Below are 13,486 nucleotides of genomic sequence, written 5' to 3' on the forward strand. Positions count from 1 at the left end.
GCATAACTCTTTGTTTACCAAGGAGTTTTCCGTTTCGACTGCGCCGGAAGTGGGGCGAATTATAGACTTCCAGGATCTGCCGTCAACCCTTAATTCAGGCTTTCTATCAAATAGGCGCCGCTGGCTAAAAAACAACCAATTCCTTCTATAGAGAAAGCCTCGACAGCCTTCTATATAGAAGAGACGCTTCAGATGACTCCAGCCTCCCTCAAAACCGACACATTCGCCGGCGTCAAACCGAGCACCTGCTGCAACACCTGATAGGTATGCTCTCCCAAAAGCGGAGGCGCGCTACGGTATTCAACGGGCGTCTTGGACAGCCTCATAGGGCTGGCCACCTGGGGCACCATCCCGGCCAATGCATGAGGCAACTCCATCGCCAACCCGCGAGCCTTTACTTGCGGGTCGGCAAACACCTGCGCCAAGTCATTGATCGGACCACACGGCACACCCACCCGCTCGAGTTGGGCAACCCATTCAGCCGTTGTCTTGAATACGGTCGCCTGACGGATCAAAGGGATCAGCGTCGCTCTATTGGCCACTCGCAGCTTATTGGTAACAAACCGCGGATCATCCGCCCACTGCGGCTGCCCGGCCACCTCGGCAAACTTACGGAACTGCCCGTCATTACCCACGGTAAGAATGAAATCGCCATCCGCCGTAGGAAAATCCTGATAAGGCACGATATTCGGATGAGCGTTACCCAGGCGCTTGGGAGAGACGCCCGTCGTCAGGTAGTTCATCGCCTGGTTGGCCAGACAGGCCACCTGCACATCCAGCAAGGCCATATCGATATGCTGACCACCGCCGTCATGATCCCTATGAGCCATGGCTGCCAGAATCGCCACCGTCGAATAGAGCCCCGTAAGGATGTCTGTCAGTGCCACGCCTACCTTGACTGGCCCGGCGCCGTCTTCACCATCAGGACGGCCGGTCAGGCTCATTAACCCGCCAAGCCCCTGGATCATGAAGTCATAACCCGCCCGAGCCGCATAGGGACCGGTCTGGCCAAATCCGGTAATCGAACAGTAGATCAACTCCGGGTTGATCTCCTTGAGCGACTCATAATCCAGCCCGTAGGCCGCCAGGCCACCCACCTTGAAATTTTCGATCAGAATGTCGGACTTCGCCGCCAGGTCACGCACCAGCTTCTGCCCCTCCGGCCGCGTGAAGTCGATGGTCACCGACTCCTTGTTGCGATTGGCCGACAGGTAATACGCCGCCTCAGTGGTGTTCTCCCCGTACGCATCCTTGAGGAAGGGCGGGCCCCAGGCACGCGTGTCGTCGCCGTTACCCGGCCGCTCGACCTTGATCACTTCAGCGCCAAGATCTGCCAGTATCTGCCCAGCCCAAGGGCCCGCCAGCACACGCGACAAATCCAGTACCCGCAGGTGCGATAGCGCGCCCATGGTCGTTCTCCTATTAATAGAACGCCTGAATACCGGTTTGCGCGCGCCCCAGGATCAGCGCATGCACGTCGTGGGTACCTTCATAAGTGTTCACCACCTCAAGGTTAACCAAGTGACGGGCAATACCGAACTCATCGGAGATACCGTTGCCGCCGAGCATATCCCGCGCCATACGGGCAATGTCCAGGGACTTGCCGCAGGAGTTGCGCTTCATGATCGATGTGATCTCCACAGCCGCCGTACCTTCATCCTTCATACGACCCAGCCGCAGGCAACCTTGCAGGGCGAGGGTGATCTCGGTCTGCATGTCTGCAAGCTTCTTCTGGATCAGTTGGGTAGCCGCCAATGGACGCCCGAACTGCTGGCGATCAAGGGTGTACTGGCGCGCGGTGTGCCAGCAGAACTCCGCTGCACCCAGCGCTCCCCACGAAATCCCGTAACGCGCCGAGTTAAGGCACGTGAAAGGCCCCTTCAAACCACGTACATCCGGGAAGATGTTTTCTTCAGGAACAAACACGTTATCCATGACGATCTCACCGGTGATCGAGGCGCGCAGCCCTACTTTGCCGTGAATCGCCGGAGCACTCAGGCCTTTCCAGCCTTTTTCCAATACGAAGCCACGAATATCGCCCGCATCGTCCTTACCCCACACCACGAATACATCGGCAATGGGGCTGTTGGTGATCCACATCTTGCTGCCGCTGAGGCTGTAGCCGCCATCCACCTTACGTGCACGAGTAATCATCGCGCCCGGATCGGAGCCATGGTTAGGTTCGGTCAGACCAAAGCAGCCAATCCATTCGCCAGATGCCAGCTTCGGCAGGTATTTCTGCTTCTGTGCTTCGGTACCGAACTCGTTGATCGGCACCATCACCAGCGATGACTGCACACTCATCATCGAGCGGTAGCCGGAATCCACACGTTCGACCTCACGAGCAATCAGGCCATAGCTGACGTAGTTCAAGCCACTGCCACCGTACTGCTCGGGAATCATCGCCCCCAGCAAACCGGTCTCGCCCATTTCGCGGAAAATCGCAGGGTCGGTCTTTTCATGGCGGAAGGCCTCGAGCACCCGCGGCGCCAGCTTGTCCTGGGCGAACTGCTCGGCACTGTCACGCACCATGCGCTCCTCTTCAGTCAGCTGTGAATCCAGCAACAGTGGATCGATCCAGTTGAAGCTTGCCTTGCCGCCCATGAATGAGTCCTCGCGAAGTAAATCAAAAGTAGTGCATGGAGCCTAGGCCGCGAAAGCGAGGAGGGCAAACGAGGTTTTTTCATAGCCTTGTGCTAATTTCTCACTCCGTAACATTCAAAACCGGCATATATGCTCTTTACTTGTGAGGCTACGGTACATGCGCAGAAAGATTCCGAGCACTACGGCACTGGTCAGTTTTGAGGCAGCGGCCCGCCACGAGAGCTTTACCAAGGCTGCGCAGGAGCTTTCGATCACCCAAGGCGCAATTTGCCGGCAGATCGCAGGCCTTGAGGAGTTTTTGAGTGTCGAGCTGTTTCGACGTTCCCGCAGGGGCGTGAAGCTGACGGAAGCCGGGCTGTCCTACAGCCGCCGAGTGGCCGCACAGTTGGACGCGGTCGAGCGCGACACCTTGTCGGTAATGGGCCAGCAGGGCACCAACGTTATCGAACTGGCGGTGGTCCCGACCTTCGGCACGCAGTGGCTGATCCCCCGCCTCAAGGACTTCCAGCAACAACACCCAGAGGTCACCGTCAACCTGACCAACCGCACGCGGCCTTTCCTGTTCGCCGATACCGAATTCGACGCAGCGATCTACTTTGGTGATGCCGACTGGTCCGGCACCGAATCCCACAAGCTAATGGGAGAAAACCCACTCCCGGTGTGCAGCCCACGCTTGCTGGGTGAGCGTTCGCACTTCACCGCGCACGAAATCGCCGAACTGCCCCTGTTGCAGCAAACCACTCGACCCTATGCCTGGCGCCAGTGGTTCAACGCGCAACAGCTGGACATACCCCGCGACATGACAGGCCCCCGTTACGAGCTATTCTCCATGTTGTCCCAGGCAGCCATGCACGACATGGGCATTGCGTTGATCCCGCCGTTCCTTATTCAAAGAGAATTGAGCGAAGGCCGCCTGGTAGTCGCCAGCCCTCAGATACTGGCGAGCTCAAAGGCCTATTACCTGATGATTCCCGAGAGAAAAGTCGAATCTGCGTCTCTTCATGCATTCAGAGACTGGCTAATCGATCAGTCACTCCGCTACAACCCCAATATATAAAGGGGAAAACCCACATACCTGACCCTGTAGTCAGTAAACAAAAATACCTACATATGTATATATATGTCGCAATTTAGAAGACCGGTTCTTTTGACCATGAATCGGCCTTAAGCCATGCTTACAGAGGCCTACAGCCATAAACGTCGCGGCAATGGGCGCCTATTCATATTACCGATGGCGACAAGTCCCTATTTCGCCTTAACTCCTTTAACTGTCTGTATTTGAAGGAGTTGTTCGGCACCATTGCGGCAATCGGTCACAGGGTGACTTGTAGTTAATTTTTCGTCACCCGTCATAATCTCTTGAAGGCCGTAAAGTTCGCCTGCAAAATGCCGCGCCCCGCTGTATTCAAGCGGGATCGTGCTGATCGGCCGCCCAGATGTGCTTCTCGGTGCACTGGCCTTTTTACAAAATCAAAGCAAAAAGATCATGCAGGAGATTTGACGTGCACATTGGTGTTCCTCTCGAAACCCATACCGGTGAAACGCGGGTGGCTGCCACCCCGGAAACCATCAAGAAGCTGATCGGCCAAGGCCACAAGGTCACAGTGCAAGCCGGTGCAGGCATCAACGCCAGTGTCGTCGACAGTGCCTATGAAGCAGCAGGCGCGACCATTGGCAGCGCCAGTGATGCATTCGGCGCCGAGCTGATCCTCAAGGTGGTCGCGCCCAATGCCAGCGAACTGACGCTGATCAAAAGTGGCACCGTGCTCGTGGGCATGCTCAACCCGTTCAGCAACGAAACCATCACTCGGCTGGCCGAGCATGGCATCACAGCCTTTGCCCTTGAGGCAGCGCCGCGTACCTCCCGCGCGCAAAGCCTGGATGTGCTGTCTTCCCAAGCCAACATTGCCGGCTACAAGGCCGTGTTGCTCGCCGCCCATCACTACCCACGCTTCATGCCTATGCTGATGACCGCCGCCGGCACAGTGAAGGCCGCGCGTGTGCTGATTCTTGGCGCTGGCGTAGCCGGGCTGCAGGCGATCGCTACTGCGAAACGCCTGGGGGCGGTAATCGAAGCGTCCGACGTGCGCCCGGCTGTAAAGGAACAAATTGAATCCCTGGGCGCCAAGTTCGTCGACGTGCCCTACGAAACCGATGAAGAACGTGAATGCGCTGTCGGCGTCGGCGGTTATGCGCGCCCCATGCCTACCAGCTGGATGCAGCGTCAGGCGCTGGCCGTGCACGAGCGCGCCAAGCAGGCCGACATCGTCATCACCACCGCATTGATCCCGGGCCGCAAGGCACCCACTCTGTTGAGCGCCGAAACCGTCGCACAGATGAAGCCAGGCTCGGTGGTCATCGACCTCGCCGCAGCCCAAGGCGGTAACTGCCCGCTGACCGTGGCCGATCAGGTGGTCGTGGAAAACGGCGTGACCATTTGCGGCCCGACCAACCTGGCCGGTGCCGTCGCGGCCGATGCCTCGGCGCTGTATGCGCGCAACCTGCTGGACTTCCTGAAGCTGGTCTTCACCAAGGAAGGGCAGTTTGAAATCAACCTCGAAGACGACATCGTCGCCGCGTGCCTGATGTGCCGCGACGGCCAAGTCATCCGCAAAAACGCCTAAGCAGGGATTCAGACGATGGAAGAGCTTATCTCCCCCGGTATCTACAACCTGATCATCTTCGTGCTGGCGATTTATGTCGGTTATCACGTGGTCTGGAACGTCACCCCAGCCTTGCACACCCCGCTGATGGCCGTGACCAACGCGATTTCGGCAATCGTGATCGTCGGCGCCATGCTGGCTGCCGCACTCACCGTGACGCCGCTGGGTAAGACCATGGGCACACTGGCTGTAGCCCTCGCGGCCGTCAACGTGTTCGGTGGTTTCCTGGTTACCCGCAGGATGCTTGAGATGTTCAAGAAGAAAGCGCCCAAGGTTAAAGAAGAGGTGCAGAAGTAATGAGCATGAATCTGGTTACGACGCTCTACCTGATCGCGTCGATCTGTTTTATCCAGGCTCTCAAAGGCCTCTCGCACCCCACCACTTCCCGGCGCGGCAACCTGTTCGGCATGCTCGGCATGGCGCTGGCGGTGCTTACCACCGTGGGCCTCATCTATAAGCTCGGCGCTGAACTGGCGACCGCCGGCATCGGCTACGTTATCGTCGGCCTGCTGGTCGGCGGCACCGCCGGCTCGATCATGGCCAAGCGCGTTGAAATGACCAAGATGCCGGAGTTGGTGGCATTCATGCACAGCATGATCGGCCTGGCGGCGGTGTTTATCGCCATCGCCGCGGTCGTTGAGCCGCAATCCCTGGGCATCGTCAAACACCTGGGGGATTCGATCCCCGCAGGCAACCGCCTGGAATTGTTCCTCGGCGCCGCCATCGGTGCGATTACCTTCTCCGGCTCGGTCATTGCCTTCGGCAAGTTGTCGGGCAAGTACAAGTTCCGCCTGTTCCAGGGCGCACCGGTACAGTTCGGCGGCCAGCATAAACTGAACCTGGTGTTGGGCCTGTTGACGCTGGGCCTGGGCCTGGCGTTCATGTTCACCGGCAACCTCAGCGCCTTCGCACTGATGCTGGCCCTGGCGTTCGTGCTGGGTGTGCTGATCATCATCCCGATTGGCGGCGCCGACATGCCAGTGGTCGTCTCGATGCTCAACAGCTACTCCGGCTGGGCGGCGGCGGGTATCGGCTTCTCACTGAACAACTCGATGCTGATTATCGCCGGCTCGCTGGTAGGCTCAAGCGGCGCGATCCTGTCTTACATCATGTGCAAGGCGATGAACCGCTCCTTCTTTAATGTGCTGCTCGGCGGCTTTGGCAATACGGCAGACGCCGCAGGCCCGGCCGGCTCGAAAGAAGCGCGCCCGGTGAAATCCGGATCGGCTGACGACGCAACCTTCCTGCTGACCAACGCCGACACCGTGATCATCGTACCGGGCTACGGCCTGGCTGTGGCACGGGCGCAACATGCGCTGAAAGAGCTGACCGAGAAACTGACCCACCGCGGCGTCACAGTGAAGTACGCCATCCACCCGGTTGCCGGGCGGATGCCTGGCCACATGAACGTGCTGCTGGCCGAGGCAGAAGTGCCTTACGACCAGGTGTTCGAGATGGAAGACATCAACTCCGAGTTCGGCCAGGCCGACGTGGTGCTGGTGCTCGGCGCCAACGACGTGGTCAACCCGGCCGCCAAGAACGATCCCAAGTCGCCCATCGCCGGCATGCCGATCCTCGAAGCGTTCAAGGCCAAGACGATCATCGTCAACAAGCGCTCGATGGCCAGCGGCTACGCCGGCCTGGACAACGAATTGTTCTACCTGGACAAGACCATGATGGTCTTTGGTGATGCCAAGAAGGTCATCGAAGACATGGTCAAGGCCGTCGAATAAACACTGCGCCAGCGCAATACCCAAAACCCTGGCCTTTAGTAGGCTGGGGTTTTTTATTATCGGTAAAAACCCGACAAAAGGCTCTAAATCGCTGCCTGGCATTCGACCATGGTAGCGGGACGAAACTTTTTGAAATCACTAGACTGCGCATCTTGCTTTCGTAGCCCGAGATAACAATCCATGTACCGTGATCGTATCCGCTTGCCTTCGTTGTTGAACAAGGTCATGAGCGCGGCTGACGCTGCCGCACTGATCCAGGACGGCATGACCGTCGGCATGAGCGGCTTCACCCGCGCCGGTGAAGCCAAGGCCGTGCCCCACGCCTTGGCCGAACGCGCCAAGACCTCGCCGTTGAAAATCACCCTAATGACCGGCGCCAGCCTGGGCAACGACCTGGACAAGCAACTGACCGAAGCCGGCGTACTGTCGCGACGCATGCCATTCCAGGTGGACAGCACTCTGCGCAAGGCGATCAACGCCGGCGAAGTCATGTTTATCGACCAGCATTTGTCCGAGACCGTCGAGCAACTGCGCAACAACCAGCTCAAGCTGCCGGACATCGCGGTGATCGAAGCCGTGGCGATCACCGAGCAGGGCCACATTGTGCCGACCACTTCTGTGGGCAACTCCGCCAGTTTCGCGATTTTTGCCAAGCAGGTGATTGTCGAGATCAACATGGCGCACAACCCGAACCTGGAAGGTCTGCACGACATCTATATCCCGAGTTATCGCCCAACCCGCACGCCTATTCCATTGGTGGCCGTGGACGACCGTATCGGTAGCACCGCGATTCCGATACCGCCCGAGAAGATCGTCGCCATTGTCATCACCAACCAGTGCGACTCAGCCTCCACCGTCACACCGCCCGACAGCGATACCCAGTCGATTGCCAATCACCTGATCAACTTCCTTAAAGAAGAAGTCGACGCGGGGCGCATGACCAACAAGCTCGGCCCGCTGCAAGCCGGCATCGGCAACATTGCCAACGCAGTGATGTGTGGCTTGATCGAGTCGCCGTTCGAAGACCTGACGATGTATTCGGAAGTACTGCAGGACTCTACATTCGACCTGATCGACGCGGGCAAGCTGAGTTTCGCCTCGGGCAGCTCGATCACGCTTTCGGAGCGGCGCAACGCCGACGTGTTTGGCAACCTGGAACGCTATAAAGAAAAACTGGTGCTGCGGCCTCAGGAAATCTCCAACCACCCGGAAGTGGTGCGTCGGCTGGGCATCATTGGTATCAACACCGCGCTGGAGTTCGACATCTACGGCAACGTCAACTCCACCCACATCTGCGGCACGCGGATGATGAACGGCATTGGCGGCTCGGGCGACTTTGCCCGCAACGCGCACCTGGCGATCTTTGTCACCAAGTCAATTGCCAAGGCGGGCGCGATTTCCAGTGTGGTGCCAATGGTCAGCCATGTGGACCATACCGAGCACGACGTTGACATTCTTGTAACCGAAGTCGGCCTGGCTGACCTTCGGGGACTGGCGCCGCGAGAGCGGGCTCGGGTCATCATCGACAACTGCGTGCACCCAGCATACCGCGACGCCCTGAGCACGTACTTCACACAAGCCTGTGCGTTGGGCGGTCACACCCCGCACATCCTGCGAGAAGCACTGAGTTGGCACATCAACCTGGAAGAAACCGGGCATATGCTGAAGGCGTAATTGATACAGATTCGGACTGATGCAAACACAGTTGCATCAGTCCGGGTTTATCGCCCTGTCTTTTTTAAAAAACTGTACTGCTGTACCGGTCATTTCCTACCGAAAAATCCTACTACCTGACCTAAAACCGGCAAAAACGCACCATAAAAGTGCCGACAGGTACAGTTGCCCCAATTTCGTACAGTACAGCCCCTATAAACAGTTAACTGGCCCCTCACAATACAGGTGAACTGTATCTAGAGAGTCTTGCGCCGGAGGAGGATCATTGGCATCAGTTAAACCACTACCTAATCCCGCCACAAGCGGAAGGATGTCATCATGGAACGTACACTCAGTTCCGATCTGTTCTTCGAAGAAAAAGCTGTAAACACCCAGGCTTCCATGCCTTTGCGCGTTCTCGCCAACCTGATGTTGTGGCAGCGCCGCATCTCCAGCCGCCATCAACTGGCTCGCCTGGATTCGCGTCTGCTGGCTGATGCCGGTATCAGCGAAGCACAACGCTACGAAGAGTTGAGCAAGCCGTTCTGGCGCTAAATAGCGTCCGCTGGCCCTGACCCACCGGGTCCACTGCCAGCACTCAGAATTGTTAAGACAAAACCCGCCCCGGGTAACCGGAGGCGGGTTTTGTTGTTTCTGGGTTTGATTTTTTAAGGACGAAAACAAAAGGCATTGGTTTCTATAGGTACAGTTTAAAAAACATAACACTTGAGCAGTACAATTTAGGCTTGGTGTATCTGTACCGGTAATGCTGCCCAGCCCAACATGGTGTTCCAGGACCTCATGAAAGGCTCTCGCCATGCGCACTCAAATCCGCAAAAGCTCTTTGTTGATACAGCTACTGAAACGCACAGCCTCAGCGCTTGCCCACTGGGAGCAACGCGCCCGCACGCGCAAATTGCTAGCGCAACTGGATTGGAGGGAGCTGTCTGACGCAGGCATCAGTCACAGCGACCGAGTCGCTGAACTATCCAAATCGTTCTGGAGCGAGTAACACCTCAAGTAGCTATCCGAACGGATAAACGGCGGCTTAATATCCGTCTGCCACGTGGCGAACCCCTTACAACGGGCGTCTGATGCCCATGGTCCCGCTGATCAAGTAGCGGCTTTGTGCCACTTTTATTCGTTCACCTATAGGAGTCACCCCATGTCCCGTCTTCGCCTGTTGAGCACCGCAGCCCTGCTGGCCCTGGCTGCCAATGCCAACGCCACCAGCCTGATCGTGACCACGGATTCGATCGTTGGCGCACTCAAAGCCACCTCAGACGCTACCTCCGATGCAACATCCTCCCTGCGTGACAACAAAGTCGTACGTGCCGCGCGCGACGACGCCGCCAGTTTCGTGGCCAGCGAAGGCGCCATCCGTGGCGTGAAACTGGAAAGCGCCCTGGCGCAGATTCGCCAACAGGCTCCGCAATTGAATACCGCGACTGACGCTCAGTTGGCCCAGGCGATCCTGGCCATCTAACTGCAGGTGAGGAAGATGGGGGCGCCAGGCGCTCCTTGAATCCTGCGCACTGGCTCTCGCCCGGGCATTGCGCTAGCCTTGGCACTCGTTTTCAGTTGTCGAGTCCCATGGCTTTTTCATACCGCCTGTTGATCGCTCCCATAGTGTTTTGCGCTTGTTGGTCCACGCAAGTTCTGGCTTTTGACCTGTCCACCCAGAGCCTCGTTGTCAGTGCGTATGCCACCAGCAAAGTGACCTCCGCACCGTTCGACCATAAACTGATACTGGCCGCCCAGGATGACGCTGCCGCTTTCATTGCCACTGACGGCCAATGGCGGGGAGCCCGGCTGGAATCAGCGCTGGATTATTTGCGCCGCACCCAGCCAAAACTTAACGCCAGCGACCTTGAACTGGCTCAAGCAATTCTCGTCCAATAATCATCTTTGTATTTCGGAGTCATTCCATGCGTAGCCCGCTGATCGCCGCCGCTCTCGGCCTGCTGTTGTTGGCCGGTGTTGCCCAGGCACAAACCCTGAAGGCCACCAGTAACATCATCGTCCGTGCCTCGGCGCGAACCATCGACTTCACGTCGGACACCACCACCTCCATCCGCGACTCCAAAGTGGTGCGCGAAGCCCACGACGATGCCGCAAGTTTCGTCGCCAGCAATGGCGAGATTCGTGGCGCCCAGCTGGAAGCCGCCTTCGATACCCTGCGAACCCGCGTGCCGGAAGCCCGCGACGCCAGCGACCAGGTCCTCGCCGAAGCTATCCTCTCTCTGTGAGGCGCATTGCCGCCTGGCTACTGGCCGGCACCCTGTTGCTGGGCGCCAGTGCGGCTCAGGCCAGCCTGCAACTGCGGCTCAAGACCGATGGCCTGAGCCCTGCCCAGCAGCAGGCCAGCCAGGCATTGCTGGATGAAGCGATGCAGGCGTTGCCGCCGCGCTTCATCGAGCAACTGGACCGGACCATCGACGTCGGCTGGACCGACAAGATGCCCGAGAACGCCTACGGCCAGGCCTCGCTGGTGTCCGAACTGGACCTCAACAGCAACCTGCTGGCAAGCCTCACCGACGGCAGCGCCGCGACGCAAAAAACCAACCGCCCCCACGGCACCGTGCGCCGGGAAATGCTCGCCACCGTGCTGCATGAACTGACCCACATCTACGACCGCGCCCGCTTGTGGTCCAGCGCCGACCGCAAGCTGATCCAGCGTTGCAGCCGCCAGAACAACATCACCGGCCTGATCGGCCTGCCCGATCAATGCCGTGGCCAGAATGACCGCCGCTTTACCCTCAGCGATGACCCGCGCCTGCTGGACCTTGCCGGCTGGCCGCAATATGTCGGCCGTCGCGGCGAACGCGAGCAGAACAACCACCAGGTGGCCCGCAGCCCGGACATCTACGAAACCACCAGCCCGCTGGAGTTCGTCGCGGTCAACATGGAGTACTTCCTCCTCGACCCGAGCTACGCGTGCCGCCGGCCTTCGTTGTACCGCTATTACAAGGAACACTTTGGCTGGGCGCCGCCGGCCAAGGACACTTGCGCAAAAACCTACGCGTTCCTCAACGCCGGCAACGATTTCGCCAAGACACCGCTGGGCCAAGTCGACCCCGAGCGCGTCTACGAAATCGACTACCTGCTGGCCGAGGCCAACCAGAACCTGGTAAGCCGCTGGGGCCACAGCATGTTGCGCCTGGTGATCTGCGCGCCGGGCCGGCCACGCGGCCCGGATTGCCGGCTGGACCTGGACCAGCACCTGGTGCTGTCCTACCGCGCGTTTGTCGGCGACGTACAGCTGTCGAGCTGGGACGGCCTGATCGGCAAGTACCCGTCGCGGCTGTTCGTACTGCCGCTGTCCCAAGTCATTGATGAGTACACCAAGACCGAACTGCGCGGCCTGGCTTCGGTGCCGCTGAAACTCACGCGCCAAGAGATCAACGACACCGTCGAACACGCCGCCGAGATGCACTGGAGCTACGACGGCAATTACTTCTTCATCTCCAACAACTGCGCGGTGGAGAGCCTGAAGCTGTTACGCAGCGGCAGCGCCAACCCGCAGCTGACCGGCCTGGACAACATCACGCCCAACGGCCTGCTGGAAGTCCTCAAGGGCCGCGGCCTGGCCGATACCAGCGTGCTGGATGACAAGAAACGCGCGCTGCGCCTGGGCTATCACTTCGACTCCTTCCGCGAGCGCTACCAGGCGATGTTCGAGGTGCTGAAAAAGCGTCTGCCGATCAAGCAGGCTGAAGTTGAAGATTGGTTGTCCCTGAGCGCCGCGGAACGTCGCCCATGGTTCGCCGAAGCCGACCTGCGCGCCAGCGCGGCCTTGCTGCTGCTGGAGCAGGCGAGTTTTCGCAAGCAACTCATGCTGGCCCAGGATGAGGTCAAACAACGTTACCTCGGTGCACGCGAGCTGAAGAACGGCGGCATGGAAAAGGCCAACGCTACCTTGCAGCAGATCCTCGCCAACAGCGGCTTCCTCAGTCGCCCGGCAGAACTGCTGGGCACCAGCGGTTACGGCCTGCCGCAGCCGACGGAATCCCAACGGCTGGAATCGGAAAGCGCCGCGCGCCAGAAGCAACTGCAGTCGCTGACCGGCGATCTGGACAAAGAGGTAAGGGCGCTGCTGGAACCGTCCCGCGCAGCGGAGATTGCCGCGTGTGAGGCCAACCTCAAGCAATTGGGCGAACACCTGCGGGCGCTGCACAAGGCCTCCGGCGGGTTCGAACTGCCCTAGAGCGCTTCTTGATCCTCTTGTGGCAACTGCTCATCGAGGTGCAACCACGGCAATCGGCTTTGTACCCAGATGTGCCGATCTGCCGGGGCCTGCTCCGGGTGATCCAGGGTCGCGATGGTCACATCGATACTCTCAGGGCTCAGGCGGGTCACCAACGCCAAGTGCGCCCCACAGTTCGAACAGAAATACCGCACGCACGTCGATGACGATTCGTACTGTGCCGGCGTTCCCTCCACCCAGGAAAACGCAGAACGCGGCAGGGTGATCCAGGCCGTCACCAGCCCACCGCTGACCCGCCGACAAATCGAACAGTGGCAATGGGCAATATCCACCAACGCTCCGCGGAACTGATAACGCACCCGGCCGCAATGGCAGCCGCCTTGGTGTTGCTCATGCATCCTCTGCCTCCCACTGGCTTATTTGTAGGACCAGTCGTCCATTCAACGTAGCCTGTTTCTTAAGCGAAAGCTGGCTGAAAGCTTCCGGGACTAGGATCGCCCACCACTACCGGCAACAGACCGGTTGTTAACAACAACAATGGTGATTCCCGATGTCCGCTCGTACCCGCCTGTTTGCCCCAACTCCACCCGTACGCCTCGTGCCTTTCGTTCTGCGCTGACCCCCAA

General features: G+C 58.9%; 14 protein-coding genes. 11 read left to right on the forward strand and 3 right to left on the reverse strand.

Translation table 11 applies throughout. The features are described from left to right. Nucleotides 1-188 precede the first annotated feature (188 nt). Nucleotides 189-1,409: a CaiB/BaiF CoA transferase family protein gene (locus ACZRN6_RS27005; RefSeq protein WP_322142681.1), complete on the reverse strand. Its 1,221-nt coding sequence runs from the start codon at nucleotides 1,407-1,409 to the stop codon at nucleotides 189-191. A gap of 13 nt (nucleotides 1,410-1,422) precedes the next feature. After that, nucleotides 1,423-2,604: an acyl-CoA dehydrogenase gene (locus ACZRN6_RS27010; protein ID WP_322142680.1), complete on the reverse strand. Its 1,182-nt coding sequence runs from the start codon at nucleotides 2,602-2,604 to the stop codon at nucleotides 1,423-1,425. 157 nt (nucleotides 2,605-2,761) lie between these two features. On the opposite strand from ACZRN6_RS27010, the gene ACZRN6_RS27015 reads away from it, so the two are divergent. The 11 genes from ACZRN6_RS27015 (at nucleotide 2,762) to ACZRN6_RS27065 (ending at nucleotide 12,860) form a co-directional block, all read left to right on the forward strand. Further along, entirely contained in the window at nucleotides 2,762-3,661 is a 900-nt protein-coding gene (locus ACZRN6_RS27015; RefSeq protein WP_464009259.1) for a LysR family transcriptional regulator, read from the forward strand. 445 nt (nucleotides 3,662-4,106) lie between these two features. Continuing rightward, nucleotides 4,107-5,228, forward strand: coding sequence for a Re/Si-specific NAD(P)(+) transhydrogenase subunit alpha (locus ACZRN6_RS27020; RefSeq protein ID WP_322142678.1), 1,122 nt, complete (start codon nucleotides 4,107-4,109; stop codon nucleotides 5,226-5,228). Nucleotides 5,229-5,243: 15 nt separating this feature from the next. After that, nucleotides 5,244-5,564 (forward strand): NAD(P) transhydrogenase subunit alpha part 2, encoded by a 321-nt coding sequence (locus ACZRN6_RS27025; RefSeq protein WP_025854291.1) that lies wholly within the window; start codon nucleotides 5,244-5,246, stop codon nucleotides 5,562-5,564. After that, nucleotides 5,564-7,000, forward strand: coding sequence for an NAD(P)(+) transhydrogenase (Re/Si-specific) subunit beta (locus ACZRN6_RS27030; protein ID WP_003214748.1), 1,437 nt, complete (start codon nucleotides 5,564-5,566; stop codon nucleotides 6,998-7,000). Before ACZRN6_RS27025 ends, ACZRN6_RS27030 begins: the two co-directional genes overlap by 1 nt. Nucleotides 7,001-7,180: 180 nt before the next feature. Continuing rightward, on the forward strand, nucleotides 7,181-8,674 hold the full coding sequence (locus ACZRN6_RS27035; RefSeq protein WP_464009260.1) for an acetyl-CoA hydrolase/transferase family protein: 1,494 nt from the start codon (nucleotides 7,181-7,183) through the stop codon (nucleotides 8,672-8,674). A 318-nt stretch (nucleotides 8,675-8,992) separates the two neighbouring features. Continuing rightward, nucleotides 8,993-9,208, forward strand: coding sequence for a DUF1127 domain-containing protein (locus ACZRN6_RS27040; RefSeq protein WP_048721398.1), 216 nt, complete (start codon nucleotides 8,993-8,995; stop codon nucleotides 9,206-9,208). Nucleotides 9,209-9,470: 262 nt separating this feature from the next. After that, nucleotides 9,471-9,665 (forward strand): DUF1127 domain-containing protein, encoded by a 195-nt coding sequence (locus tag ACZRN6_RS27045; RefSeq protein WP_464009261.1) that lies wholly within the window; start codon nucleotides 9,471-9,473, stop codon nucleotides 9,663-9,665. Nucleotides 9,666-9,818: 153 nt separating this feature from the next. Then, on the forward strand, nucleotides 9,819-10,139 hold the full coding sequence (locus tag ACZRN6_RS27050) for a DUF2388 domain-containing protein (protein ID WP_322142674.1): 321 nt from the start codon (nucleotides 9,819-9,821) through the stop codon (nucleotides 10,137-10,139). A gap of 107 nt (nucleotides 10,140-10,246) precedes the next feature. Then, nucleotides 10,247-10,555 carry a DUF2388 domain-containing protein gene (locus tag ACZRN6_RS27055; protein WP_322148590.1) on the forward strand — a complete coding sequence of 103 codons (309 nt, stop codon included), beginning with the start codon at nucleotides 10,247-10,249 and terminating at the stop codon, nucleotides 10,553-10,555. Between the two features lie 26 nt (nucleotides 10,556-10,581). Then, nucleotides 10,582-10,902 (forward strand): DUF2388 domain-containing protein, encoded by a 321-nt coding sequence (locus ACZRN6_RS27060; RefSeq protein WP_003214760.1) that lies wholly within the window; start codon nucleotides 10,582-10,584, stop codon nucleotides 10,900-10,902. Further along, nucleotides 10,899-12,860 carry a DUF7844 domain-containing protein gene (locus ACZRN6_RS27065; protein ID WP_322142673.1) on the forward strand — a complete coding sequence of 654 codons (1,962 nt, stop codon included), beginning with the start codon at nucleotides 10,899-10,901 and terminating at the stop codon, nucleotides 12,858-12,860. Before ACZRN6_RS27060 ends, ACZRN6_RS27065 begins: the two co-directional genes overlap by 4 nt. Here ACZRN6_RS27065 and ACZRN6_RS27070 read toward each other — a convergent pair. Beyond that, nucleotides 12,857-13,258 carry a GFA family protein gene (locus tag ACZRN6_RS27070; protein ID WP_464009262.1) on the reverse strand — a complete coding sequence of 134 codons (402 nt, stop codon included), beginning with the start codon at nucleotides 13,256-13,258 and terminating at the stop codon, nucleotides 12,857-12,859. The two genes, ACZRN6_RS27065 and ACZRN6_RS27070, sit on opposite strands and share 4 nt — an antisense overlap. Nucleotides 13,259-13,486: the final 228 nt, after the last annotated feature.

The sequence above is a fragment of the Pseudomonas sp. A125 genome (assembly GCF_055409485.1).